This is a genomic window from Corallococcus sp. AB030 (genome assembly GCF_003668965.1).
Lineage (GTDB): Bacteria > Myxococcota > Myxococcia > Myxococcales > Myxococcaceae > Corallococcus > Corallococcus exiguus.
In genome coordinates this window covers 19,999-44,576 of record NZ_RAWQ01000011.1, presented here as the reverse complement: position 1 = coordinate 44,576, position 24,578 = coordinate 19,999, and the positions used below count along the sequence as shown (strand labels likewise).

General features: G+C 68.8%; 21 protein-coding genes and 2 tRNA genes. 14 read left to right on the top strand and 9 right to left on the bottom strand.

The genetic code is table 11. The annotated features are described in order from the left end of the window. Positions 1–50: 50 nt before the first annotated feature. Both D7Y15_RS04730 and D7Y15_RS04725 read right to left on the bottom strand, forming a co-directional pair. The gene (locus tag D7Y15_RS04730; RefSeq protein WP_120574940.1) at positions 51–2,033 is read right to left on the bottom strand and encodes a hypothetical protein; all 1,983 of its coding nucleotides are present in this window, start codon (positions 2,031–2,033) and stop codon (positions 51–53) included. Beyond that, positions 2,033–4,327, bottom strand: coding sequence for a bifunctional UDP-sugar hydrolase/5'-nucleotidase (locus tag D7Y15_RS04725; protein WP_233604824.1), 2,295 nt, complete (start codon positions 4,325–4,327; stop codon positions 2,033–2,035). Before D7Y15_RS04725 ends, D7Y15_RS04730 begins: the two co-directional genes overlap by 1 nt. 232 nt (positions 4,328–4,559) lie before the next feature. On the opposite strand from D7Y15_RS04725, the gene D7Y15_RS04720 reads away from it, so the two are divergent. From D7Y15_RS04720 to D7Y15_RS04690, 7 genes are all read left to right on the top strand, one after another. Then, on the top strand, positions 4,560–5,240 hold the full coding sequence (locus tag D7Y15_RS04720) for an NUDIX hydrolase (RefSeq protein WP_121751817.1): 681 nt from the start codon (positions 4,560–4,562) through the stop codon (positions 5,238–5,240). 83 nt (positions 5,241–5,323) lie between these two features. Further along, positions 5,324–6,793, top strand: coding sequence for an MFS transporter (locus tag D7Y15_RS04715; RefSeq protein WP_121751816.1), 1,470 nt, complete (start codon positions 5,324–5,326; stop codon positions 6,791–6,793). Between the two features lie 101 nt (positions 6,794–6,894). Then, complete coding sequence (locus D7Y15_RS04710; protein ID WP_121751815.1) at positions 6,895–8,478, top strand: hypothetical protein; 1,584 nt, start codon at positions 6,895–6,897, stop codon at positions 8,476–8,478. Positions 8,479–8,523: 45 nt separating this feature from the next. Then, positions 8,524–9,291 (top strand): hypothetical protein, encoded by a 768-nt coding sequence (locus D7Y15_RS04705; protein WP_120574971.1) that lies wholly within the window; start codon positions 8,524–8,526, stop codon positions 9,289–9,291. Between the two features lie 132 nt (positions 9,292–9,423). Beyond that, a complete protein-coding gene (gene pdhA, locus D7Y15_RS04700) occupies positions 9,424–10,551 on the top strand; it encodes a pyruvate dehydrogenase (acetyl-transferring) E1 component subunit alpha (RefSeq protein WP_120574945.1) in 1,128 nt (375 codons plus the stop codon). A gap of 54 nt (positions 10,552–10,605) precedes the next feature. Continuing rightward, complete coding sequence (locus D7Y15_RS04695) at positions 10,606–11,592, top strand: pyruvate dehydrogenase complex E1 component subunit beta (RefSeq protein ID WP_120574946.1); 987 nt, start codon at positions 10,606–10,608, stop codon at positions 11,590–11,592. A 6-nt stretch (positions 11,593–11,598) separates the two neighbouring features. After that, complete coding sequence (locus D7Y15_RS04690) at positions 11,599–13,236, top strand: pyruvate dehydrogenase complex dihydrolipoamide acetyltransferase (RefSeq protein ID WP_121751814.1); 1,638 nt, start codon at positions 11,599–11,601, stop codon at positions 13,234–13,236. A gap of 63 nt (positions 13,237–13,299) precedes the next feature. On the opposite strand, the gene D7Y15_RS04685 is transcribed toward D7Y15_RS04690, so the two are convergent. Next, positions 13,300–13,506, bottom strand: a complete 207-nt coding sequence (locus D7Y15_RS04685) for a hypothetical protein (protein ID WP_120574948.1) — start codon at positions 13,504–13,506, stop codon at positions 13,300–13,302. Between the two features lie 195 nt (positions 13,507–13,701). Between D7Y15_RS04685 and D7Y15_RS04680 the strand changes: the two genes are divergently transcribed. Both D7Y15_RS04680 and D7Y15_RS04675 read left to right on the top strand, forming a co-directional pair. After that, positions 13,702–13,962, top strand: a complete 261-nt coding sequence (locus D7Y15_RS04680; RefSeq protein ID WP_233596674.1) for a DUF2795 domain-containing protein — start codon at positions 13,702–13,704, stop codon at positions 13,960–13,962. Between the two features lie 136 nt (positions 13,963–14,098). Further along, positions 14,099–15,256, top strand: coding sequence for a sensor histidine kinase (locus D7Y15_RS04675; RefSeq protein WP_120574972.1), 1,158 nt, complete (start codon positions 14,099–14,101; stop codon positions 15,254–15,256). On the opposite strand, the gene D7Y15_RS04670 is transcribed toward D7Y15_RS04675, so the two are convergent. Beyond that, positions 15,234–15,806, bottom strand: a complete 573-nt coding sequence (locus tag D7Y15_RS04670; protein ID WP_233596675.1) for a hypothetical protein — start codon at positions 15,804–15,806, stop codon at positions 15,234–15,236. The two genes, D7Y15_RS04675 and D7Y15_RS04670, sit on opposite strands and share 23 nt — an antisense overlap. 72 nt (positions 15,807–15,878) lie before the next feature. Between D7Y15_RS04670 and D7Y15_RS04665 the strand changes: the two genes are divergently transcribed. Then, a complete protein-coding gene (locus D7Y15_RS04665) occupies positions 15,879–16,847 on the top strand; it encodes a response regulator (RefSeq protein ID WP_167548480.1) in 969 nt (322 codons plus the stop codon). Between the two features lie 152 nt (positions 16,848–16,999). Here D7Y15_RS04665 and D7Y15_RS04660 read toward each other — a convergent pair. From D7Y15_RS04660 to gltX, 4 genes are all read right to left on the bottom strand, one after another. Beyond that, positions 17,000–17,071: transfer RNA gene (locus D7Y15_RS04660), tRNA-Glu, on the bottom strand. 81 nt (positions 17,072–17,152) lie between these two features. Then, positions 17,153–17,223, bottom strand: a tRNA-Gln gene (locus D7Y15_RS04655). 67 nt (positions 17,224–17,290) lie between these two features. Continuing rightward, the gene (locus D7Y15_RS04650) at positions 17,291–17,701 is read right to left on the bottom strand and encodes a hypothetical protein (protein WP_120574952.1); all 411 of its coding nucleotides are present in this window, start codon (positions 17,699–17,701) and stop codon (positions 17,291–17,293) included. Positions 17,702–17,747: 46 nt separating this feature from the next. After that, positions 17,748–19,199 (bottom strand): glutamate--tRNA ligase, encoded by a 1,452-nt coding sequence (gltX, locus tag D7Y15_RS04645; protein ID WP_121751813.1) that lies wholly within the window; start codon positions 19,197–19,199, stop codon positions 17,748–17,750. Positions 19,200–19,287: 88 nt separating this feature from the next. Between gltX and D7Y15_RS04640 the strand changes: the two genes are divergently transcribed. From D7Y15_RS04640 to D7Y15_RS04625, 4 genes are read left to right on the top strand one after another with little or no spacing between them, the layout of a single operon-like run. Continuing rightward, positions 19,288–19,869: a hypothetical protein gene (locus D7Y15_RS04640; protein WP_121751812.1), complete on the top strand. Its 582-nt coding sequence runs from the start codon at positions 19,288–19,290 to the stop codon at positions 19,867–19,869. Then, a complete protein-coding gene (locus D7Y15_RS04635; RefSeq protein ID WP_120574955.1) occupies positions 19,869–20,768 on the top strand; it encodes a myxosortase-dependent metalloprotease, MXAN_2677/MXAN_2678 family in 900 nt (299 codons plus the stop codon). The genes D7Y15_RS04640 and D7Y15_RS04635 overlap by 1 nt, the downstream gene beginning before the upstream one ends. Next, entirely contained in the window at positions 20,765–21,730 is a 966-nt protein-coding gene (locus tag D7Y15_RS04630; protein ID WP_120574956.1) for a myxosortase-dependent metalloprotease, MXAN_2677/MXAN_2678 family, read from the top strand. The genes D7Y15_RS04635 and D7Y15_RS04630 overlap by 4 nt, the downstream gene beginning before the upstream one ends. Before the next feature lie 9 nt (positions 21,731–21,739). Continuing rightward, on the top strand, positions 21,740–22,459 hold the full coding sequence (locus D7Y15_RS04625; RefSeq protein ID WP_120574957.1) for an HAD family phosphatase: 720 nt from the start codon (positions 21,740–21,742) through the stop codon (positions 22,457–22,459). A 28-nt stretch (positions 22,460–22,487) separates the two neighbouring features. Here D7Y15_RS04625 and D7Y15_RS04620 read toward each other — a convergent pair whose 3' ends face one another. Next, the gene (locus tag D7Y15_RS04620) at positions 22,488–24,545 is read right to left on the bottom strand and encodes a TonB family protein (RefSeq protein ID WP_121751811.1); all 2,058 of its coding nucleotides are present in this window, start codon (positions 24,543–24,545) and stop codon (positions 22,488–22,490) included. Positions 24,546–24,578 lie beyond the last annotated feature (33 nt).

Sequence of the window (24,578 nt, the reverse complement as noted above, 5' to 3'; positions counted from 1 at the left end):
TTACCGCCGGGGCGCGCAATGCGACTGCTCAAATCAAAGGTGAATGGCGACTACGGGCACGGCTTGATGGGCTTCGGGCACTCCATCCCGGGCCCGGGGTAGCAGCACAGGTCGTCCTGGTCTCTCGGCAGGACGTTCCAGCGCGGACGCGCCGGACCCACGTGCTTCAGGTGACCCACGACGTCGAAGGTGGCCGCGCGCAGCTGCTTGCACTGGAGCGCCTTCGCCGCGTCGGCATCGTTCTCGTTGCAGTCCGGGTTGAGGTCCGGCACCGCGTCCTTGATCTGCAGGCTGATGCGCGAGCGCGTGTCCGGAGCGACCTTGCACGCGGCGTTGGCCGTGGCGGCGGCGTCGCGCACCAGCGCGACCGTCACCTCGGAGCCCTTCAGCGTGTACTCGAAGCGGGTGTTGGCCGCGATGAGCGTGTCCGTCTGGTCCGCCGTCACGCTCACCGGGCCGAAGCGCGCGTGCACCGGCTGGGTGCAGATGATGTTCATCCGGTAGCCCTGGGGCAGCGACTTGTCCGGCCGCACGGGCGTGGTGCCCACGTTGACGTTCATGATGCGGTTGGGGACGGACTCGTCCATGCCCATGGACGCGGGACCGGTGGCGTTCATCTCCACCACGAACTGACCGAAGCTCGTGTACGTCGTCTTCTCCGCGCAGATGGTGCCGGCGTACTCGCCAATGCCCAGCGTGCAGTCGATGACGCACTGGCGCTCCGGGAGATCCGGATCATCCGGCGGCTCCTCGAAGCAGTTCTGCCAGGTGCGCGACGCGCTGCTGCCCACCGGGCAGAACATGGGCATGTCGTTGTTGCCGTTGGCGTCGCAGTTGCGGAACACCTTGGGGAACTTCACCCGGCGCAGCTTCACCAGCGAAGACTCCAGGCTCTCCATCTTGTAGTTCTTGTAGCTGTAGCCGCACAGGATGTCGTCCAGGTACGGCGAACCGCTGTAGCCGCACAGCCGGCCGTTGATCTCCACGGGCGGCACCTGGGCCAGGTACTTGTTCCACTGGTCCTGCGGCAACAGGCGCACGTTCTCCCGCAGCGTCCAGGCGGGGAAGCTCATCTGCGTGGTGTTGGTGAACTCCGCCACCGTGCCGGACAGCGTCCAGAGCAGGTCGCCGGAGTCCAGCCCTTCCGGGAAGGAGTAGTTGTAGATGTAGATGCTGTTGAAGCGGCCCGGGTTGAAGCCATCCGGCTCCGCGGTCTGGACGTTCGCGCCCGTGACGCTCTTCTCCAGCACGCGGCAGGCCGTCATGTCCGTGACGTAGAAGCCGCTGGAGTCCGTGCCCGTCACCAGCAGCATCATCTGCTTGCCGTTGTTGGGGTCGGACGGGTCGCAGTTCTGCGTCAGCGGCTCGCCGGACTCCGGATTGCGGCCCACGCGCATGAACTGCTTGATGAAGACGCTCGTCTCCGAGCCGCCCTCGGGCAGGTTGATGGTGGCCAGGGAGGGCTCCTCGAACCGGATGCCGTGGGACAGGCCGGTCGCGAGGGTGCGCGTGGCCGGCTCCTGGGGCAGCTGGGAAAGGTCGCCCACGACGCCGCCGTCCGCGTAGACCAGCTCCAGGTCCTGGTCCTGCACCCAGACGTGCGTCTCGCCGTACAGGTGGGCCACGCGCACGGTGCCGGTGCCCTTGCCGTTGGTGAGCTGCGTCCAGCGCTGGCCGTACTCACCGGTGAGGTCGCCCGGGATGACCCGGAAGGACACCGGCCCGTTGAAGGTCGTCATCTCCCCACCGGTGCCGTCCAGCGCGGTGATGGACAGACCGATGTCCACGTCCGACCGGGGCAGGGTGTAGGGGCAGTCCGTGGTGCCACGCACCTCGGGCGGCACCGCGGCCTGGTCGTTGCCGTACTTCCCGGCGCAGGCGTTCACCACCGGCAGCAGCGTCGCGGCGGAACCCCCGGTGGTGATGCTCGTCACCTCCACGCGGAAGGACGTGAGTCCGGTGGGCTCCTCGGACTCCTTCGTGTAGCAGCCGGCCGCCAGGGCCAGCGTGGACAGCAGGAAGAGTCGCTTCATTACTTCACCCTCCGCCCGATGCGGCCATCCTCGATGGCGCTCGCGATGGGCATGGCTGTGGGCTTCTCACAGAATGAACGCAGCTGGCTCGTCACGTTGCCGCACGTGGGGTTGTTCCCCGTCAGCAGGTCCCGGCAGGTGCAGCGGCCGGTGTAGGGGCCTTGCGGCAGCGCGCACTGCTCCAGGGCCGCCTGCTTCGTCGTGTCCGCCAGGCCGCACCGGGCCATGGCCGCCGGCTGCTCCTGGGCGTTGTCGGTCACCTTGAGCAGGTCCCGGCACGAGCAGCTGCCCACGGTCTTGTCGAGCCCTTCCTCGAAGGCCTTGGACACCTTGCAGGAGTTCAGCGTCTTCTCGTCCACCGTCCACTTGCCGCCGACCAGCGAGCCGCAGCGCGTGCCGTTGCTGGACGTCTCCCGGCCGTTGAGCAGGTCGTCGCAGTTGCAGAAGCCCTGCATGTAGCCGATGAGCGAGTCGCGCAGGCTGATGCCCGTCTCGATGCGCGTGGTGTTGCGCTTGAGCACCGTGAAGCCGGAGCCGCCCTTGGCGATGTAGTCGTTCACCGCGACCTTGTACGTGCCGTTGGTGTCCAGCGGCCGGCCGTTGATCTCGATGTTGATGCCCGGGTGCGCCCAGCAGCGCGAACCCGCGGTGTCCTCCAGGCACTGCCAGGGCGCGTGGCCCTCGCGGTTCTCCTGGGGGCAGGCGGTGGCCACCGTGGCCGGGGTGCACGCGACGCGCAGGTCGTTGAGCTGCACCTGGGCACAGTCCATGGTGAAGCGGGCGCCGGAGACCTGCGCCTGGCTCACGCACCCGCGCTCCGCGGAGCGCTCGGTGACGAAGTCGAACATCTCCTGCATCTCCGCGCCGGACAGGTACATGATGTTGATGGTGTTCTCGAAGGGGAACACGTTGAACATCGCCTCCTGCGTCACCACGCCCGCGTAGAGGTTGTCGCGGATGCCCAGGGAGTTGGTGAGCGCCATCTCCGCCTCCACGCGGTTGCGCTTGCGCATGGAGTCCGCGGCGATGTTGCCCAGCGGCGAGTCACCGCCGTTGGAGTTGTTGCGCCGCTGCACGTCCAGGGGGGCGTAGGAGAAGATGGAGGTGAGCTGCAGCTTCACGTCCATGCCCAGCAGGTACGGGATGAGCAGGTCCGTCACCTGCGCGTCCTCCTGACGGCCGCACTCGGCGATGGCCTCGCGCACGCCCGGCGCGTTGATGAACTCGCCCGGGTCCCAGAAGATGTTGTCGTCGAAGCGGTACTTGCGCATCGCCTCGTTGCACCAGAGCGCGTCCACCGGGAACGCGTGGTAGTCCTGGCTGACGACCTCGGCGCCCTCGCCCTCGCCCAGCTGGTTGGGCATCTTCACGACCAGCTCCAGGCGGCCCACGTACTTGGCGAACGCGCCCGAGTGCGACAGCACGACCTTGCGGCCGGCGGGGTCCGTCACCAGCTGCGGCGGGTTGAGCACCACGTGCAGGTGGCCGCCCAGGATGACGTCCATGCCGGTGACGCCCGCGATGTGCACGCGCACCACCGACTTGTCGTTGCCTTCCGGCCCGAACCACTCCAGCACCTTCCACGCGTCGTGCGAGCGGTTGATGAAGGGCTTGGCGCGGCCGTACTCATAGTAGCCCTCGTAGCCCTGGATGAGATCCTGGTCCTCGGTGAGGCCCAGGTGGCTGACGATGACAATCAGGTCCGTCACCGGGCGCAGCAGCTCCACGTAGGCGCGCGCGGCCTCGTTCTGCTCCAGCGGCGTCACCTGGAGGCTGTTGCCGCCCTCCACGATGGAGTTGAGCGAGGAGATGTTCGCCATGCCGATGACGCCCACCCGCAGGCCCTTCACCGTCCGGATGCTGTAGGGGGCGGTCACCATGGAGGCGCCGTTGGTGCCGGTCGTCTTCGGGTCGTCCCAGTAGTAGTTGGCGGCCAGCAGCGGGAAGTTGGCGAAATTGCGCGCCTTCTGGACGAAGTTGAGGGCGCCCGCGTCGAACTCGTGGTTGCCCACCACGGCGGCGTCCAGACGGGTCTCGGAGAGGAAGCGGAACTCCGCCTCGCCCGTGTTCACGTTGAAGATGGGCGCGCCCTGGAAGCAGTCTCCAGAGTCCAGGTGCAGGACGCGGTCGCCCTTCGCGCGCTCGCGCTTGAGGATGGACCCGATGCGCGTGGCACCGCCAAAGGGACCGGCCTCCGGGATGAGCTCCAGGTCCTGGTCCGTCTTCAGCGGCGTGAAGTCGTACGGGACGAGCCGCGAGTGGATGTCAGAGGTATGGAGGAGGGTAAGCCGCACCTCCTGACCTTCGAGGTGGTAATCCTGGCCTTCCAGCACAGGCATGCACGAGGCGAGGGCCAGGGCGCAGGCGCAGAAGAGGCCGAGCAGTGCGCGACACATTCGTGGCGGATCCGTGATTCGTAGAGAGTGACGACTTGAGGACGGCGCAACCTACGGGATCAAGGGTGCACGGGCAAGCAACGCCACCGTGGCACCTCCACCTACCAGGACACCAGGAGAGCAGGCAGACATGCGTCCCAGCAGTTCCAATGTAACTGACATCGAGATCATCGAGGATTTCTCCGCCACGGCGCGTTGTGACGAGGGTTTCCTCCGAGTGCGTCGGCTGCGCTGCCGCAACCGGCGTGCGGATGGCTCGTCGTCTCCGGTGTACCGGGTGGATGTGGTGGACCGGCCCCGGTTGGACGCGGTGTCGGTGCTCATCTACCGCCGTGCGTCGGATGGAAACGTGGAAGTCCTGACGCGGATGAACCTGCGCCCCGCGGCGTACTTCCGCCGCGAGCAGACCGCGTCCATGACCGTGCCTGACACGGTGAGCCATCTGCGCGTGGAGGAAATCGTCGCGGGGCTGCTGGAGCCTGCTGACAAAGGTGAGGAGGGGCTTCGCCGCCGCGCGGCGGAAGAAGTGAAGGAGGAGGCGGGCTACACGGTGCGACCGGAGGACATCCAGCTGTTGGGCGGCGCGTTCTTCCTCGCGCCGGGCATCCTGTCGGAGAAGGTCTTCCCGGCCGCGGTGGACGTCACCGGCGTGGCGCAGGGCGAGGTGGAGGGGGACGGCTCTCCATTGGAGGAGGGCATCCACCTTCAGTGGCGGTCGTTGAACGCGGTGCTGGACGCGTGCCGTCGGGGTGACATCGCGGACGCGAAGACGGAGGTGTCCCTCACGCGACTGCTCGCCCGGCTTTCCTGACGCCGCTTGCTGTTTCCGGGGGGAGGACGGACGGGGTAGGGTGTTGCCCCGTTCCGCTTCCTCCTGCAGGCGAGGTTCGTCGCATGTCGTCGCTGCCCCCGTGGCTGGCCCAGCTGCTCCCCATCGTCATCCTGCTCGGGGCCATTGGCCTGGTGCTCTCACGGCTGCCGAAGGTGGAGCTGGGGCATACCGATGCGTTCCGCCGCCGCCGCTTCTTCAACTGGTTCCCGCTGGGCCTGACGTACGCGTTCCTCTATATGGGGCGCTACAACGTCAACGTGGCGACCAGCGCCATGGGCGCGCAGACGTCCAACGCGGACTTCGCCACCATCTTCTTCTGGGGGACGCTGACCTACGGCGCGGCCTTCCTCCTCAATGGCCCGCTGACGGACAAGCTGGGCGGCCGCTTCACCATCCTGCTGTCCGCGGGCGGCAGCGCGGTGGCGAACATCGCCATGGGCGGGCTGGTGTACGCGGTGCTGAAGAACGGCTGGGCCCCGCCGGGCGGCGTGGTGGCGTGGCTCGCGTTCCTCTACAGCGTGAACATGTACTTCCAGAGCTTCGGCGCGGTCTCCATCGTCAAGGTGAACGCGTCGTGGTTCCACGTGCGCGAGCGCGGCCAGCTGGGCGGCGTGTTCGGCATCCTCATCTCGCTGGGCCTGTACTTCGCGTTCGACTGGTGCCGCTTCATCGCGGACGCGGCGCCGGTGTGGTGGGTGTTCTTCGTGCCCGCGACGCTACTCCTGGGCTTCCTGGTGCTGGACTTCTTCGTCATCCGCGACACGCCGTCGCAGACGGGCCACCCGGACTTCGACACGGCGGACGCTTCCAGCGGGGAGACGGGCCCGGCGCTCACCGTGCCGCAGATGTTCGGCAAGCTGTTGAGCAACCGCGTCATCCTCATCATCCTGGGCGTGGAGTTCTGCAGCGGCTTCCTGCGCAACGCGGTGATGCAGTGGTTCCCCAAGTACGCCAAGGCCATTGGGGAGTCCGGCGGCTTCGTGGCCTCCAACTGGGGCATGCTGTCGTGCGTCGCCGGCATCCTGGGCGGCATGTTCGCGGGCGTCATCAGCGACCGCATCTTCGACTCGCGCCGGGGCCCCGTGTCCGCGGTGCTCTACGCGGGCCTGCTCCTGGGCGCTGTCGGCGCGGTGTTCCTCCTGGGGACGCCGGGCGCCGGCTGGTCCGTGGTGTTCATGTCCCTGTGCGTCATCGGCGTGCACGGCATGCTGTCCGGCACGGCCACCATGGACTTCGGCGGCAAGAAGAACGCGGGCATCGTGGTGGGCATCATCGACGGCGCGGTGTACGCGGGCACGGCCATCCACGCGCTCGTCTACGGGGCCATCCTGCCCACTGGCGACGCCATGAAGGACCCCGCCAACTGGAAGCCCTGGCCCCTGGCCATGCTGCCGCTGGCCGTCGTGGGCCTGGTGCTGGCGACGCGGGTGTGGAACGCGAAGCCCCAGCCCAAGGCGGCGCCCCTGCCGGTGGGCGACGTCGTCCCGGGCGCCGTGCCGGGTGCGTCTTCTCGTACGGGCACCAACGGTTGAGGCTCCAGCGGAAGGGCGTCCGGTGTGCCCCCCCTGACGCTCTACTGCCCCGAAGTGAGGGTGACTCCCGTGTGACAGCCCTGTGACATAGACTGGAGTCTGTGTCCCAGGTACCTGAAGCGCTCCACAGCCGATTCGACGTCCACGATCGCAAGCAGTTCGAGATCAAGCTCGAGTACCAGCCCACGGGCGCGGATGAGACGCGCTACCTGGTGGAGGCCTACCTCTTCCTGCCGTCGAGTCTGAACATCGACGCGGAGACGTACCCTCGCGCGGACTTCTACGCGGACATCCACAACTACGTGCGCTTCAAGACGCCGGTGATGGGGCTGGGGGAGCTCCTGTCCTCGGAGGGCTCGCCGCTGGTGAAGCTGGAGGCGTGGCAGCGCATTGGCCTGGCTCCGGAGTCGGACGTCGTCTACCAGGCGAAGCTCTTCTCGTGCGTGCTGCGCGGCGCGCTGCGCAGGTTCGCCACCACGGTGGAGACGCGCTGTGACGCCAAGACGGGCGAGGCGGGAAGGGTGGACCTGGAGACGGTGGTGCGGCAGGCGGGGGAGTCCGTGCCCGTGGTGCTGGAGCGCTTCCGTGCGTGGCTGCGCGCCACCGGTGAGGCGAAGCTCCAGGAGAAGACGCGCGCGTCGCTGCGGCTGGTGGACGAGTACGTGAGCCTGCTGGTGGAGCAGTTCTTCCGCCGCGCGGTGGCGGACATGGACGCGCTGCCGCGCACGGGGCCGTGGCTGCCCTTGCGCAAGGGGCTGATGGAGGCGGTGCTGCGCGAGGAGTCCTATCGCAAGGAGCACCGGCTGCGCTCCGTGTTGAGCCCCACCGGGGACAACGAGGAGTACATGCAGCGGCTGGGCTTCCTGAAGAAGTTCTGCATGAACGTGCTCTTCCTGTCCTCGCGCCGTCGCCAGCGGCGGCAGGGCTGGGAGGAGGTGCTGTTCGCCATCGCGGCGGGCGTGGCCATGGCCTTCGCCACGTCGGTGGCGCTCTGGGCGCAGGTCCGCTTCACGCAGGTGAGCCTCAACTTCTTCCTGGTGGCCGTGGTCGGCTACATGATGAAGGACCGCATCAAGGAAGGGCTGCGGCGCATGTTCAGCCGCGTGGCCGCCACGCACCTGTACGACCGCACCACGGACCTGGTGGACCCCGTCACGGCGCGCGCCATTGGCATCTGCGAGGAGCGCGTGGACTACGGCGCGGCGGTGAAGGTGCCGCAGGCGGTGTCGTCGCTGCGGCTGCAGGATGACTTCCTCACCGTGTCCCAGGGCGAGCTGTCGGAAGCCGTGATCCGCTACCAGAAGCGCATCGTGCTGGACGCGCGCCTGCTGCCCCGCTCCGAGCGCGGCCTCACGGGCGTCACGGACATCCTCCGGCTGAACGTGGGGCGCTTCCTGCGCGACATGGACGAGCCGGAGTTCGCGCTGGAGTACGTGGACCTGGAGGACTTCTCCGTGGGCCACATCCGCGGCGCGAAGCGCTACCCGGTGGACCTGGTCTTCCGCTTCACGGTGATGGAGGACGGCGTGCGTCATGAATCCGCGCAGCTGGTCCGCCTGGTGTTGGATCGCAACGGCATCCAGCGCATGCAGAACTTCGCCCGGGCCCCAGAGGCTCGGGTGGAGGCCTCGGAGCCCGCGGGGTCGCTGCCCATCCGGCCGGCCGCGTTGCGCCAGGGCGCGTGATTTGATGGCCAGCCTCGCGCCGGGGGCATGTATCTTCCGGCGTCCATGGCATTTGAAGATCTCAAGCAGCGCGTGCGGCCGGACTGGCGCGACACGCTCCAAAGCATCCTGGAGAAGGCCCGCTCGCTCGGTCCGCAGGCCGTCCTGGCGTTCGACCTGGACTCCACCCTCTTCGACAACCGGCCCCGCCAGGCGCGCATCCTGCGCGAGTACGGTGACGCGCGGTCCCTGAGCCTGCTCTCCGTGTGCGAGCCGCGCCACTGGGACACCGGCTGGGACATGCGCGCCGCCATGCGCGCGTGCGGCATGGAGGACGCGGAGGTGGAGCAGCGCTATGCGGACGCGCGCGCCTTCTGGCAGGAGCGCTTCTTCACCAGCGCCTACTGCGTCTCCGACGAGGCGATTGACGGCGCGGCCGCCTTCACGCAGGCGGTGGCCGCCACGGGCGCGCAGGTCGTCTACCTGACGGGCCGCCATGAAGCGATGCGTGAAGGCACCGTGTCATGCCTCGCGCGCTGCGGAATGGTGACGCCCCCCGGCGCGGACGGGCGCGTGCACCTGGTCATGAAGCCCACGCTCGCGGAGAACGACGACGCCTTCAAGCGCGAGGCGCACGCGCGCCTGGGCCGCATGGGCACCGTGGTGGCGGCGTTCGACAATGAACCCACGCACGCCAATGACTACCGTCACCGCTTCCCGGAGGCGACGGTCATCCACCTGGCCACGGACCACTCGGGACGGGTCGTGGAATTGAAGGATGGCATCGTGTCGGTGCCGCATTTCTCCATGGAGGATGTGACGCACCGCGCCTGAAAGAAAGGCACGGTGGACGACGGTTTCTGAAAGGCTTTGGAAGTCCCTTGGCCGCGCGCTAAGAGGCGCACGGCGTTCGCCGCCCTTCCCCCTCGGGTCTTCAAGGGGCGGCCCAGACGGAGGCATGCCGCGGTGGCCAGCGCGTACTCGAAGAACCTGTTGTTGACGATGTACCGGAAGATGTACCTCCTGCGCCGCTTCGAGGAGCGGGCCGGCCAGCAGTACACGCTGGGGAAGATCGCCGGCTTCTGCCACCTCTACATCGGCCAGGAGGCCGTGGCGGTGGGCTGCAACGAGGCCATCCGCCCGGATGACTACATGCTGTCCGCCTACCGCGACCACGGCCAGCCGCTGGCGCGTGGCAGCGACGCCGGGATGGTCATGGCGGAGCTGTTCGGCCGGGGCTCCGGCTACAGCAAGGGCAAGGGCGGCTCGATGCACATCTTCGACATCGAGCACCACTTCTACGGCGGCTACGGCATCGTCGGCGGGCAGATTCCGCTCGCGGCGGGCATGGCCTTCGCCAGCCGCTATCGCAACGAAGACCGCGTCACGGTGTGCTTCTTCGGCGACGCGGCCGCCAACCAGGGCGCGTTCCACGAAACCTTCAACATGGCGCAGAAGTGGAAGCTGCCGGTCATCTACATCTGCGAGAACAACCGCTACGGCATGGGCACGGCCATCGCGCGTACGTCCGCGGTGCCGGAGATCCACAAGCGCGCCTCCGCGTACGGCATGCGCGGTGAAGCGGTGGACGGCATGGACGTCCTCAAGATGTACGAGGCGGTGAAGGACGCCGCCGAGTACTGCCGCGCGGGCAAGGGCCCCGTGCTGATGGAGGCGAACACCTACCGCTTCCGCGGCCACTCGATGGCGGACCCGGCGAACTACCGCACCAAGCAGGAGGTGGAGGAAGAGCGCAAGGGCGACCCCATCCCGAAGCTGCGCGAGTTCGCGATGAAGCAGGGCTTCAACCTCACCGACGCGGACTTCGAGGCCATCGAGGAAGAGGAGAAGCGCGCGGTGGACGCGGCGGTGAAGTTCGCCGACGAGTCGCCCGAGCCCAGTGTGGACGAGCTGTGGCGCGACACCATCGTGGAGGAGGGCGAGCAGGACGTGCGCCCGCGCGAGCGCGTGCTGGGCGTGAAGGTCACCAACTGGCCGAGCTACCCGACGGGCCAGGAGCTGAAGGTGACCTGGGACCTGGAGCCCCGCGCCGAGGCCGAGCAGGCGGACAAGAAGGCGGGCCTGATCCGCTAGCGCTCACGTTCCCTCAAGCCACTACCCTTTCGAGATTCGAGTTCGGAGCCGACGATGCCCGAGTTGATGTATCGCGAAGCGTTGAACCAGGCGCTCGCCGAAGAGATGGAGCGCGACGCCAATGTGTTCCTCATTGGCGAGGAAGTGGGCCGCTACAACGGCGCTTTCAAGGTGTCCCAGGGCCTGCTGGACAAGTTCGGGAGCGCGCGCATCATCGACGCGCCCATCAGTGAGCTGGGCTTCACGGGTCTCTCCGTGGGCGCGGCGGCGGTGGGTCTGCGCCCGGTGGTGGAGATGATGACCTGGAACTTCGCCATCCTGGCGATGGACCAGATCGTCAACAACGCGGCCAAGCTGCGCCACATGAGCGGCGGCCAGCTGCGCTGCCCCATCGTGTTCCGCGGCCCGGGTGGCGCGGGCGGCCGGCTCTCCAGCCAGCACAGCCAGTCGCTGGAGGCCAACTACGCGCACTTCCCCGGCCTGAAGGTGATTGCCCCGGCGACCCCGGCGGACGCCAAGGGCATGCTCAAGAGCGCCATCCGGGACGAGAACCCGGTGGTCATGTTCGAGGGCGAGCGCCTCTACGCCATCAAGGGCGAGGTGCCGGAGGGCGAGCACATCGTCCCCCTGGGCAAGGCGGACGTGAAGCGTGAGGGCACGGACGTCACGCTGATCACCTGGAGCCGGATGTACTACTTCTGCATGGAGGCCGCGGAGGCCCTGGCGAAGGAAGGCATCAGCGTGGAGGTGCTGGATCTGCGCACCCTGCGGCCCCTGGACGAGGAGGCCATCCTCGCGAGCGTGCGCAAGACGAACCGCGTGGTCATCTGCGAGGAGGGCTGGGCGCTGGCCGGTATTGGCGCGTCCGTGGTGGACCTCATCCAGTCCCAGGCGTTCGACGACCTGGACGCGCCCGTCGCGCGCGTCACCGGGTTGGATGTGAACATGTCCTATGCGGCGAACCTGGAGAACGCGACCCAGCCGGACGCGCCCAAGATCATCGCTGCCATCAAGAAGGTCCTGTACCGCGAGGGAGCCTGAACGCGTATGGCGACGCCCATCCAGATGCCCAGCCTTTCCCCGACGATGAAGGAGGGGAAGATCGTCAAATGGCTGAAGAAGGTGGGAGACAAGATCTCCTCCGGAGACGCCATCGCCGAGGTTGAGACGGACAAGTCCAACCTCGAGGTGGAAGCCTTCGACGACGGTTACCTCATCCAAATCGCCGTGCCCGAGGGCGAGGTCGCCGCGGTGGGTTCGCCCATCGGCTTCCTCGGCGCCAAGGGTGAGAAGGCCACCGGTGGTGCGCCTTCGGCTCCGGCGCCCCAGAAGGCGGAGGCCCCCAAGGCCGCCGCTCCCGCCGCTGCGAAGCCTCCCGAGCAGGCCCCGGCTCCCGCCGCCAGCGGCGCGGGCGAGGGGATTGCCATCCTGATGCCCTCCCTCTCCCCGACGATGACGGAGGGGAAGATCGTCAAGTGGCTGAAGAAGGAGGGGGACAAGGTCTCCTCCGGGGACGCCATCGCCGAGGTGGAGACGGACAAGTCCAACCTCGAGGTGGAGGCGTACGACGACGGCACGCTCGCGCGCATCACCGTGCGCGATGGCGACATGGCCAAGGTCGGCGCGCCCATCGCGTTCCTCACGCCCAAGGGCGCCAAGGCCGGGGCCTCCGCTCCGGCGGCCGCGCCCCAGGCTCCGAAGGCCCCCGCCGCCGCGGCTCCGTCCGCGCCCGCCGGAGGACAGGTCGTTCCGCTGCGCCGCGAGCCCCAGGCTCCGGCAGCCGGTGGTGGCGCTGGCGGCCGGCTGCGCGCCAGCCCCCTGGCGAAGCGCATGGCCCAGGATCGCGGGCTGGACATCAGCCAGGTGCGCGGCACGGGCCCGCTGGGCCGCGTGGTGAAGCGCGACGTGGAGCAGGCGCTGGGCCAGGGCCTGGCGAAGGCTCCCGCGCAGGCGCCGGCGGCGAAGAAGGCCGGAGCGCAGCCGGAGGTTCGCGCCTTCGGTACGCGTCCGGAGCCGCAGGCGGTGCCCATGTCCTCCATGCGCAAGGTCATTGGCCAGCGCATGTCGGAAGTGAAGCCCGGCGTGCCGCACTTCTACCTCACGGTGGAAGTGGAGATGGACGCCGCGGTGAAGATCCGCGAGGAGGCCAAGGCACTGGACCTCAAGGTGTCCGTCAACGACATCATCGTGAAGGCGGCGGCCATCGCGCTGCGCCGTTCACCGAAGATGAACGTGTCGCTCCAGGGCGACCAGGTGCTGCACTTCGGCACCGTGGACGTGGGCATCGCCGTCGCCATCGAGGATGGGCTCATCACCCCCATCATCCGCGACGCGGACCTCAAGGGCCTGCAGGCCATCTCCGCCGAGTCCCGCGACATGGCGGAGCGTGCCCGCAAGCGCTCGCTGAAGCCCGCCGAGTACACGGGCGGCTCGCTCACGGTGAGCAACCTGGGCATGTACGGCATCGACCAGTTCATCGCCGTCATCAACCCGCCCCAGTCCGCCATCATCGCGGTGGGCGCCGTGGCGGAGAAGGCCGTGGTGCGTGACGGCCAGCTGGCGGTGCGCAAGATGATGACGGTGACGCTGTCGGGTGACCACCGCGTCATCGACGGGGCCACCGGCGCGGAGTACCTCCGCGAGCTGAAGGGGCTCCTGGAGCACCCCTCGCGGCTGTTGTTCTAGCGGTCGAGCGGTCCGCCGCCTCCGCCCCCGTGTGACACGCACGGGGGCGGGGCATGGCCTGGACTACTCCCGCGTCGGCTCGTCCGACTCGACGTCCTTCTCCAACTTGCGCTGGGCCTCCGTGACGTCCGCCTGTTCCGCGCGGCGCGTGCCCGTCTCCAGGTCTTCCTCGTGCTCGCGGCTGCGGCCCTGGATGCCAGGCCACGGCTCTGGACGCGTGGCTTCCACGTGCTTCACCGGCTTCACGTCCTCGTTCTTCTTGTTCGCCATGGTGCGTCACTCCTCCCTGAAGTCAGGGGTGTGGGTAGGACTTCCGTGGCGGTACGGTGGGATGCCCACGCTGGCGTGGCCACCCGGTGGGATGGAGGGGCAGAGCGCCTGGCTGCCTGACTCCCTTCGGACGGCGAAAAAAGGTCGGCAGGCGGCGCGGTTCGCTGCTTAACTTCTTACTCAATGAACGACGACATGACTCGCGAGCGCCTGGGACTTGGACTGCGGGAGGTGGAGCCTTCACCGGCCCCCCTGACTCCGGCGGTGTCCCTGGCGCACTCGCTGCAGCAGGCGCTGCGCGGCGCGGTGTATCCGCTCAGCGCGGAGCAGTTGGTCTGGGTGGCGCGGGAGAACGAGGCGCCGTCCCACGTGGTGTCGCTGCTGGGCACGCTGCCGCGGGGCCGTTTTCCGTCGGTGGACACGGTGGCCCTCGCGCTCGGGAACGCCTCCGTCTGAGGCGGAGTGCTTTCGCGCGACGTTCTCTTTCGGCCTGGGTACAAGGTACCCCCAGGCGCGCTGACGGACGTGCGCGTTATCTTCGGCGCGACCAGCCTGTCTTCCGGATGAGGAAGCCATGGTCTGGAGGAGCTCCATGAACGCCTCGGACCTGCCCGCCGTGCTGTACGTGGACGACGACGCCCTCAACCTGAGGGTGTTCGACGCCAACTTCGGGCAGCGGTTTCGCATCTTCCGGTGCTCGTCTCCCAACGAGGCCCTGGCGCTGCTGGAGCAGCGACGCCTGGAGATTGGCGTGGTGCTGTCCGACCAGCGCATGCCGGGGATGACGGGCGTGGAGTTGTTGGAGCGCGCTCGCACCATCGCGCCTGACGCCAAGCGCATGCTGGTGACGGCGTACGCGGACATGCAGGCCGTCATCGACGCGGTGAACCGCGGCCAGGTGACGCGCTACTTCGTCAAGCCGTGGGACCGCGCGGAGCTGCTGGCGGCGCTCGAGGACGCGCTCAAGATTGCCCGGTTGGAGCTGCGCATCCGCGAAGTGGAAGGCCGGATGATGAAGTCCGAGCGTCTGGCCACGCTGGGACAGGTGACGGCGGGCATCGCGCACGAGCTGATGGGCCCGGTGGGCTACCTCACGCAGAACGTGTCGTCGCTCCAGCGCGACATGGAGCGGGTGGTGCAGTACGTGTCGCGGCACCTGGCCACGGATCCGGACGCGGAGGTGTCCTCCACCATCGAGGACCTGCCGTCGCTCATCAAGGACCTGTCCGAGGGTGCCAGCCACCTGCGCGGCGTGGCGCTGGGCCTGCGCGCGCAGGCGCGTGGCGAGGACATGGAGGCCACCGCGGACGTGGCGGAGGTCGTCTCCTTCGCGGTGAAGCTGGCGCGAGCGGAGGTGCGGGACCGGGCGCGGCTCAGCAGCAACGGGGAGCCCCTCCGCATCGTCTTCGGGCCGGTGAAGCTGTGCCAGGTGCTGCTCAACCTCATCGTCAACGCGGCGCAGGCCATGGAGGGCACGGGCCGTCCGGGCCGCATCGACGTGCGGTGGGATGCGCGCGACGAGGAGGTGGTGCTGACCGTGTCGGACAACGGCTGCGGCATCCCCGTGGCGCTTCAGGAGAAGGTGTTCCAGCCGATGTTCACCACGAAGCCCGTGGGCATCGGCACGGGGCTGGGCCTGTCCATCTGCCGCGAGCTGGTGATGCAGTTCGGCGGTCAGCTGCGCCTGTCGTCCACGCCGGGCGAGGGCACCGAAATCGAGCTCATCTTCAAGCGAGCCCTGCTCCCTTGAGCCCGAAGGCGTTGTGCAGGAGCCGCCACACCCGGTAGAGGGTGTCGCTCTCCTGCGCCCGTACGTCCCGCACCAGCAGTGCGCGCCTGGGCGCTGTTTCCGGGCCGTACTCCACCACCAGTGAGTATCCGCCCTTCGGAGGCTGGACGATGTGCACCGCGCGCACGTCGTCGAAGGGGAACACCTCCGTGCGCGCCGCGCCCGGGGCCCACGCGAGCGTCTCCAGTCGCAGCGACTCCGTCTTGAAGTGCAGCACGAAGCGCCGCCGTTGAAGCCGCGCCTCCGTCACCAGCGCGCCGCCCACCATGGCTCCCGCCAGCACGAGTAGCAGGGCCGCGGCGCCCGGCGTCCGGGCCGAGTCCAGGACGAGCAGCAGCAACCCCACCCCCGTGCACACGGCGGCCAGGGCCACGAGGAGCGTGGGCAAGAGCCGCAGCGTCCAGGCTGGCGGTAGGGATTCCCCCACCAGGCGGCCCCCGTCGTAGAAAAGCCGGACGTCGCCCAGCCGCGGCGGCACCCGGTTCTCCCGCAGCGCGTCTTCGAAGCTCACCGGGAGAGCATAGTGGTCGCGACTGTTTCCCACCCTCGAAGTTGGACGAGAGCTGTGCGATCCTCCCAATTCATGGATCTCCCGTTCGAGACCGGTGAAGGTGAAGGGGAAGGGCGGGGGACGCTCGCCTCGAAGGTGCTGCTGGTGGATGACGAGCCAGTGGTGCTGGATATCTGCGTGCGCCTGTTGGGGCGGGAGGCGGACCTCATCGTCTCCCCCGTGGGCAGCGCGGAGGAGGCGCTCGTCCTCTTGAAGGACCAGCGCTTCGACGTGCTGGTGACGGACAAGAACCTGCCCGGCATGGGTGGGGTGGAGCTCATCGCGGAGGCGCGGCGGATGCAGCCCGCGCTGGAGGCGGTGATGATCACCGCCTACGCCAGCTCCGAGTCCGTCATCGCCGCGTTCGCCGCCGGTGCCAGCGACTACATCGTGAAGCCCTTCGATGATTTGCGCGTGCTGCGCGCCAAGGTGCGCGCAGCGTTGGAGCGCCGCTCGGAGCGCGTGCGCACGCGTGACGGTGCCCGGGAGATGGCCCGGCAGGCCGCCGCGCTGCTGGACGCCGGGCGGGATGCTCCGGAGCCCGCGCATGAGGCGCTGGAGACGGAGCTGCGCAACTACGAGCAGGCAGTGCGCCTGGGCCACACCGGCAACGTCGCGGTGGTGGGCAGCGCCGAGGCCGTGAAGGTGCTGCGCGACGCGTCCTTCGAGGTGGTGGAGCTGCCGCCGTACTCGCCCCAGCTGGAGAGCGCGGACGTGGTGGTGGTGGAGACCGGGGATCCGCAGTGGCACACGCTGGCGGAGCGGCTTCAGGGGCGCTCGCCGGACGTGGTGCTCCTGGCTGGCGCGGACGCGGACCTGAGCGACCTGCTGGAGGCCATCACCCTGCGCATGGACCTGGTGGGCTACGGCCAGTCCAACGCCACCCGCGTCCTGCCAGAGAAGGTGCGGATGCTGCTGATGCGCCGGGGCATCCAGCGCGCCCAGCAGCGGCTCACCGCCGCGTTGGACACCTTCCGCCAGAGCATCGCGACCCCGAACTGAAGAGGAGCGGCGCCCGAGCCTCGGGGCCACCGGGCCGCGTCCAGGGGCCTGGACGCGGCACTGCCCGAGGTCTGTCCGGAAGGACAGGGCGGAGTGCGGTAGCCCGCAAAGCGAGACGCCCACCTTCGTTTCCGAAGGTGGGCGTCTCTGAGTGACCCTGCCGGGATTCGAACCCGAGTTTGAGCCGTGAGAGGGCTCCGTCCTAACCGCTAGACGACAGGGCCGGCTTGCTTCCCTACAACCACTGTGTTTCTGCTGCTGCTTCCTACATTCTCCGTTCTGACCAGTCAACCGGAGATTTTCAGCTGGGGAACTAGGATTCGAACCTAGATAAGCAGAGTCAGAGTCTGCTGTCCTGCCGTTAGACGATTCCCCAAGGGGCTGCTGCTGCGGTGCTGCTTGTTGCGGGCGCTTCTACTACCGACTTCTGCTGCTGACTTCAACTACTTCGTTTTCCTGACCGGCTTGCCTTCAGTCTTCTTCGCCGGCTTCGCCGCCCCCTGCAGCGGGACGACATAGATGCGAACCTCTTCGTTCGCTTCGTAAATGTTCAGCCCCTCGAAGTTCTTCCCCGAGGGGTTGGAGATGTGCACGGCCTTGACGCCCGGCTGGTTGACGATCGACCGCCTCGGGTAGCTCGAGGTCGGGTAGACGTTCTTGTAGTAGTCGAGCGTCGCTTCGAAGTCTCGCGAAGCCCGGTACCTGTTCTCGCCCACCTTCTGGGCACCATCCGGAATCTGTGCGCCGTTCACCAGCTCGGCGCCGGAAGCCGTTGCCCAGAGGGCCAGCAGCACCGCCCCGAGCGGGCGCGCCTTATAGAAATGGGGTCGCAGGCTGTCAAGCGGTCGCGTCATCGCCGGCCAAGATAGGGCCCGGCGATGCCCGCGTCCACCGTCAATCTCACGTCCCGCGAGTCAGCGCCGCGTCGATGCGCCGCAGGGCTTCGTCGCGCCCCACGAGCAGCAGCGTCTCACCGATGCCGGGGCTGGTGGTGTTGCCGGTGATGGCCACGCGGATGGGCTGGGCCACCTTGCCCATGCCCACCTGGGCCGCCTCGCTCACCGTCTTCACCACGCCGTCCAGCGGCTCCACCGTCCAGGCGGGCAGGGCGGCCAGCTGCTCCCGGGCCTGGCGCAGCAGATTGAGCGAGTCCCCGCTCAGGTGCTTGGCGGCGGCCTTCTCATCCAGGGTGACTCCGCTCTTGAAGTAGATGGACGCGGTGTTCGCCATCTCGTCCAGGGTGCGCGAGCGCTCGCGCAGCGCGAGCACCAGCGGCTCCAGGCGCGCGTCGCCCTTCGCCTGGAAGCCGCGGGCCTCCAGGAAGGGGACCAGCCGCTCCGCGACCACGGCCGGGGGCAGCAGCTTGAACCACTGCTGGTTGAGCCACTGGAGCTTCTCCGGGTTCCACACGCCGGAGGTGCTGCCCACGCCGTCGAAGTCGAACCACTCCACCATCTGCTCGCGGGTGATGACCTCGTCGTTGCCGTGGCTCCAGCCCAGGCGGATGACGAAGTTGAGCAGGGCCTCCTGCATGATGCCCGTGCGCTTGTGCAGCATCACGTCCGCTTCCGGATGCTTGCGCTTGGAGAGCTTCTCGCGGTCCGGCCCCAGGATGAGCGGCAGGTGCGCGAAGTCCGGCGGCGTCCAGCCCAGCGCCTTGTAGAGCATCAACTGCGGGAAGGTGGAGTTGACGTGCTCCTGGCCGCGCGACACCAGGGTGATGTCCATCAGGTGGTCGTCGATGACGCAGCCGTAGTTGTAGAGCGGGATGCCGTCCGCGCGCATCATCACCCAGTCATCCAGGTCCGAGTGCGCCTTGGTGATGGTGCCCAGCACCTTGTCGTCGAAGGACACGGTGCCCTCGCCCGCGGGCATGCGGAAGCGGAGGACGGCGTCCTCCTGCTTCTTGCCGGGGGGCGGGCCCTTCAGGTCGTGGCAGGTGCCCTCGTAGCGGTAGCTGCCCTGACCCTTCGCCTTCTCCACCGCCTCGCGGCGCTGGGAGATCTCCTCGCGGGTGCAGTAGCACCGGAAGGCCTTCCCTTCCGCGAGGAGCTGGTCCGCGTGCTTGCGGTACGTGTCCAGGCGCTGGGTCTGGAAATAGGGACCGTACTTCGGGTCCTCCTTGCCGGGGCCCTCATCCCAGTCCAGTCCCAGCCAGTTGAGGCCATCCAGGATGGCCTTGACGGACTCGGGCGTGGAGCGCTCCTGGTCCGTATCTTCCATGCGCAGGATGAAGGTTCCGCCGTAGCGCTTCGCGTAGAGGTAGTTGAAGAGCGCGGTACGGGCGCCTCCGATGTGGAGGTATCCAGTAGGTGACGGAGCGAAGCGGACGCGGGGTTTTGACGGAGCCATGGGCAGGCGCGCGATAGCAGGACGGGTGCACGAGGGTCAACGCAAGCCGCCCGCTTGGGGTTAGGCTGCGCGGCCAAGGAGACTATCCATGCCGATTCGACACGCGGTTCGCACGGTGGTGCTGGCCACCCTGCTCGGAGGGCTGCCGGTGGGGGCCACCACGATGCTGCGGGCGGACCTGCCGCAGATGGCGCAGACGTCGGACACGGTGGTGCAGGGCGTCGTCCGCCGCGTGCAGAGCCGCTGGAGCGGGGACAAGCGCCGCATCGTCACCGACGTGGAGATTCAAGTGACGGAGGCCCTCAAGGGGCAGCCCGGCGGCACGGTGGTCGTCACCCAGCCGGGAGGCCGGGTGGGGGACATTGGCCAGGTGGTGGGTGGCCTGGCGTCCTTCTCCGAGGGCGAGGAGGTCGTCGTCTTCCTGGAGAAGCGCGGCGCGGCCGCGTTCCAGCTGGCGGGCATGGCGCAGGGCAAATACCAGGTGCAGCGCACCGGCCCGGGCACGATGGCGGTGCCGGCGTCCACCGGGGACGCGGTGTTGATTGATCCGAAGACGCGCCAGGAGACGGCGTCCAACGCGAAGACGGTGACGCTGGAGGAGCTGAAGGCGTCCGTGCGCGCGGCGGTCCAGGCGCAGCAGGCGGCGCCCTCGAAGAAGGGGGCGAAGTGATGGGCGCGCTCGCGTCGTGGGTGGTGCTGGCGGCGGTGATGGGACAGAGCTCCGCGCCGTACGTGCGCAGCCGCGTGTCCCCCGGGGATGAGAACACGCAGTGCCTGTATTGGACGCAGACTCGCGTCACCTATCAGCAGAGCACCGTGGGCAACCCGAAGGCGACGAACCACACGGAGTTCGACGCCATCACCCGCTCGTTCCAGAGCTGGCAGGACATCTTCGCCAGCTGCGGCAACCTGACGCTGGCGGAGGGTGCGCGCGTGAACTCCCGGACGGTGGGCTACAACCGCTCCGGCGACAACATCAACCTCATCCTCTTCCGGGGCCGCGCCTGTCGCGAGGTCGTGGACTCCAACGACGCCTGCTTCACCCAGGACACGTGCGCGAACACGTACGACTGCTGGGATGACAGCGACGGCACCATCGCCATCACGCTCACCACGTACGACGAGCGCACGGGCATCGTCTACGACTCGGACATCTCCTTCAACGCCGCGCGCTTCAACTTCACCACCGGCAACGCCGGGCCGTGCGGCATCGTGGCCACGCCGGACTGCGTGGACACGGACGTGCAGAACACGGCCACCCATGAGGTGGGCCACTTCGTGGGCCTGGACCACACGCTGGCGACGGGCTCCACGATGAACCCCAGCGCCCCTCCGGGCGAGACGTCCAAGCGCAACATCGACCCCGGTTCGCGCAGCTTCGTGTGCGCCGCGTACCCCAAGGGCAGCGCGAGCCAGCCCTGCTTCCCGGTGACCAACTCCAACGGCAACGGGAGTGGAGATGGCGACGGGGACGGCGATGGCTGCACCGCGGCGGCTGGCGGACTGGCGGTGCTGCCGCTGCTGGCCGCGGCCTCGCTGCTGGCGCGCCGCCGGCGGGGTGGACGGTGAGTTGTCGCCTGCTGCTCCTGGGAGTGCTTCTGTGCGCGGGAGCGGCGGGCGCGCAGCAGGACTTCAAGCGCACGCTCGTGCCGGGCCGGCCGTTGTGTCTGGTCTGGCCGGGGCGTGACTACGTCTACCACCTGGACGCGGCCGGCAGCACGCGCACGCCCGGGGACACGGAGGTCGTCGCCATCGAGGCGGCCTTCGACGCGTGGCGGGCGCTGTCCTCGACGTGCAGCGACTTCCGTTTCATCCGGGGCGAGGATTGGTCGCGCCCCGTCGAGATCGGCTACGACGAGGAGCACCGCTTCGACAACTACAACGTCGTCACCTTCCGCGAGCGCAACTGCCAGGACGTCGCCCCGCCGGACGATGCGTGCTGGGCGGAGGAGACGTGCGGCAACGTCTACCAGTGCTGGGCGCACGGGGGCGCCACCATCGGGCTCACCACTTCGTCGTTCAGCTTCAAGGACGGCTCGGTGGTGGACTCGGACATCGAGCTCAACGCGGCGGAGACCGACTACGGTCCCAGCTTCCTCTTCACCACCGTGAATGGGCCGCCGTGCTCGGGCCCACCGTCCACCGACTGCGTCGCCACGGACGTGCAGAACACGATGACGCATGAGATTGGCCACGTCGTCGGGCTGGACCACGTCTACTCCGCGGGCTCCACCATGGAGGCCACCGCCTCCCAGGGCGAGACGTCCAAGCGAGTCATCGACGCGGGCTCCGCGTCCGGCTTCTGCTCGGCCTATCCGCGCGGCCTGCCTCCCACGCAGTGCCGCATCCCGGAGGACCCGGGCTTGAAGCTCGTGGCGGACGGGAAGGGCACCGGCTGCGGCGCTTCCGCGGGAGGACCGGGTGTGGCCGTCGTGCTGCTCTGGGGCGTGGCGCTGATGCGCAGGGGCAGGCGGTCAGCGGCCCCTCGGGCTGGCCTCCCCGGCGCTGCCCCGGGCGGACCTCGCGGTTAGACTCTGACCGTGGCCGTCGCCTTCTTCGACCTGGACAGGACGCTGCTCGCCGCCAACTCCGCGTCGCTCTGGGTGCGCCGCGAGCTGGCGTTGGGGCACATCTCCCGCTGGGAGGCCCTGCGCGCCAGCCTGCTGCTCGCGCGTTACCACCTGGGCTTCGTGGCCATGCAGGACGTGCTCCTGCGCGCCACGGCGCTGCTCTCGGGCTCCGACGCCAGGGCCCTGGAGGCGCGCTCCGCGGACTTCTACGCGGAGGCCGTGCGCGGGCAGTACCGGCCCGGGGCCCTGCTCGCGCTGGAGGCCCACCGCGAGGCCGGAGACCGACTGGTACTGCTGACCTCGTCCTCGGGCTACCTGTCCGACCTGGTGGCGCGCGAGCTGCGCCTGGACGGCGTGCTGTGCAACCGCTTCGAGGTGGACGCGGCGGGACTGCACACCGGGCGTCCGCTGGGGGCCGTGTGTTTCGGCGAGGGCAAGCGGTTCTACGCGGAGGCCACCGCGAAGGAGGCGGGGGTGCCGCTGTCCGCGTGCGCCTTCTACACGGACTCGTACTCGGACCTGCCGGTGCTGGAGGTGGTGGGGCGCCCGGTGGTGGTGAACCCGGACCACCGGCTGCGCCGTGAGGCGCGGAGGCGGGGCTGGCCGGTGGTGGACTGGGGCGTGCCTTCTGGAGGCGCCACCCCGTCCGTCCCTCCGTCGCCGCCGCTCGTTCCCTCCACCGGCCCTTGAAGGACGCGGTGGAGGCGCGTTGCTTCTTTCAGCGGCGCGGGGACACGAGCCGCATGGTGAACGTGTAGTCCACGTTCGCCGGGCGGCCCTGGTACTGGATGGGCTTGTAGACGCGCGACTGGAGCGAGTCGAGCACCGCCTTGTCCATGTGCTGCACCATCTTCAGGATGCGGCAGTTCTCCACGCGCCCCTTGTTGGTGATGGTGCAGCGCACCGCCACGAGTCCCTCCGCCTTGATGGCGAGCGCCTCGCGCGTGTAGGCGATGTCCCGGCCCTCCTCCAGCAGCGTCGGCCGCTCCATGGCGTCGTTGAAGGGGATGACGGCGTTCGGGTTGACGGGCGCGAGCGCGCCAGTCGTGAGCGACGGCACCGCGAGGCTGCCCGCCGCGCTGACCGGTGCCGCGGCGGACACGCCCACCGCGCCCGGCGCCTTGTCCGTCGTCGTGGCGGGGACGGCCGCGGGGGTGGCCGGGTTCGCCGTCATCATCACTGGCGCCGCGAGTCCACCCGGCGTCGCCGGGGCCACGTTCTCGAAGTCCTCGGGGGTGGAGGCGGTGGCCAGGTCCACGCGGCTCGGGCGCTCACCGCCGCCCCGGCGCTTGGTCAGCTTCTGGGACAGCACCACCTCACCGGAGCCGCCGGTGATGATGGTCTCCGTCTGGTAGCCCTCCAGCGCGAAGGTCAGCTCCGCGGTGATGCTGCCCTCGCTGCCCAGCGGCAGCTCCAGCATGAAGGGCGTCACGCCCTTTTCCTTGCCCTTGTAATAGACGCGCGCGCCGGACGGCTGGCTCATCAGCCGGAAGCGCACCTTGCCCGGCGCGGGCGCCGCCGTGGGGGCTTCCGCCACCGGGGCCGGTGCGGCGGGGGCCGTGGCCTGGGTCACCGGCTGCGCGGGCTGCTCATCCGGGCTGCCGCCGCGCAGGAAGAACAGCGTGATGCCCACCAGGCCCGCGACCATCACGCCACCCAGCGCGCCCATCATGAGCGTGCGCTGGCGGGCGCGCTGCACGTCCGCCGGCACCTCCACGCTGATGTCCACAGCGAGCCCACCGTCCGCGGGCTCCGCGTTGCCCACGTTGGCGAACAGCGGGGACGCGTAGGGGCCCGTCGTCGGCGGCGAGGGGTAGGGGCCCGTCGTCGAGGCGCCGCCCAGCCGGCGGAACACGCCGCTGTTGCCGCCCGCGGCCATGTGCGCCTCGCGCAGGCCCTCCAGCACTTCGTCCATCGTCTGGAAGCGCCGCGCCGGATCCTTCTCCATGCAGCGGCGCACCACCATCTCGATTTCCGGCGGCACCGCGAGATCCGGGCGCACGGCCTGGAAGGTGGGGGGCGGTTCCTTGTAGTGGGCGAAGATGAGCTCGATGTGGTCGCGCGCGATGAAGGGCGGCCGGCCCATCAGCATCTGGAACAGCATGATGCCCAGCGAGTACACGTCGCTGCGCGCGTCCGCCACGTTGCGCGCCTGCTCCGGCGCCATGTACTGCGGCGAGCCCAGGAACGTACCGTTCTGGGTGATTTCGGGGCTGACCGGCCCCTCCTGCGGCCCCACGGACTTCACGAGGCCGAAGTCCAGGACCTTCACCAGGTCCTGATCCGCCTCATTGAGGATCATGATGTTCGCGGGCTTGAGGTCGCGGTGGATGATGCCCAGGGCGTGCGCCTCGCGCAGCGAGCGGCACACCTGCTGCGCCACCGACACCGCGCGCGCCCAGGGCAGGGGACCGGCTTGACCCAGCACCTGCTGGAGCGTGCGGCCCTCCAGGTACTCCATCGCGATGTAGTAGATGCCGTCGTCCGTCTGCCCGTAGTCGATGACGGTGACGGTGTTCGGGTGCCGCAGCTTCGACGTCAGCGACGCCTCGCGCAGGAAGCGCTTCTGGAAGCCGGGGTCGCGGCTACTAGGGAAGGTGGGGTTGAGCACCTTGAGCGCGACCACGCGCTCCAAGGGGGCCTGGAGGGCGCGGTATACCTTGCCCATTCCACCGACGCCCAGGGGCTCCAGAATGCTGAAGCGGCCGTTCAACGTCCGGCCGATGAGCGGATCCGTTCCCGGGGCCTCAGGGCTCGGGGAATCGCTCTTGATCATTCGTGTCCCCTAGAAGCTGCGTGCAACATGGTT

Bases quoted from the DNA above. Each gene is read 5' to 3' on its own strand.
- D7Y15_RS04730 (WP_120574940.1), bottom strand. From the start codon at position 2,033: ATGAAGCGACTCTTCCTGCTGTCCACGCTGGCCCTGGCGGCCGGCTGC.
- D7Y15_RS04720 (WP_121751817.1), top strand. From the start codon at position 4,560: ATGCGTCCCAGCAGTTCCAATGTAACTGACATCGAGATCATCGAGGAT.
- D7Y15_RS04715 (WP_121751816.1), top strand. From the start codon at position 5,324: ATGTCGTCGCTGCCCCCGTGGCTGGCCCAGCTGCTCCCCATCGTCATC.
- D7Y15_RS04705 (WP_120574971.1), top strand. From the start codon at position 8,524: ATGGCATTTGAAGATCTCAAGCAGCGCGTGCGGCCGGACTGGCGCGAC.
- D7Y15_RS04695 (WP_120574946.1), top strand. From the start codon at position 10,606: ATGCCCGAGTTGATGTATCGCGAAGCGTTGAACCAGGCGCTCGCCGAA.
- D7Y15_RS04690 (WP_121751814.1), top strand. From the start codon at position 11,599: ATGGCGACGCCCATCCAGATGCCCAGCCTTTCCCCGACGATGAAGGAG.
- D7Y15_RS04685 (WP_120574948.1), bottom strand. From the start codon at position 13,506: ATGGCGAACAAGAAGAACGAGGACGTGAAGCCGGTGAAGCACGTGGAA.
- D7Y15_RS04680 (WP_233596674.1), top strand. From the start codon at position 13,702: ATGACTCGCGAGCGCCTGGGACTTGGACTGCGGGAGGTGGAGCCTTCA.
- D7Y15_RS04675 (WP_120574972.1), top strand. From the start codon at position 14,099: ATGAACGCCTCGGACCTGCCCGCCGTGCTGTACGTGGACGACGACGCC.
- D7Y15_RS04665 (WP_167548480.1), top strand. From the start codon at position 15,879: ATGGATCTCCCGTTCGAGACCGGTGAAGGTGAAGGGGAAGGGCGGGGG.
- D7Y15_RS04650 (WP_120574952.1), bottom strand. From the start codon at position 17,701: ATGACGCGACCGCTTGACAGCCTGCGACCCCATTTCTATAAGGCGCGC.
- gltX (WP_121751813.1), bottom strand. From the start codon at position 19,199: ATGGCTCCGTCAAAACCCCGCGTCCGCTTCGCTCCGTCACCTACTGGA.
- D7Y15_RS04640 (WP_121751812.1), top strand. From the start codon at position 19,288: ATGCCGATTCGACACGCGGTTCGCACGGTGGTGCTGGCCACCCTGCTC.
- D7Y15_RS04635 (WP_120574955.1), top strand. From the start codon at position 19,869: ATGGGCGCGCTCGCGTCGTGGGTGGTGCTGGCGGCGGTGATGGGACAG.
- D7Y15_RS04620 (WP_121751811.1), bottom strand. From the start codon at position 24,545: ATGATCAAGAGCGATTCCCCGAGCCCTGAGGCCCCGGGAACGGATCCG.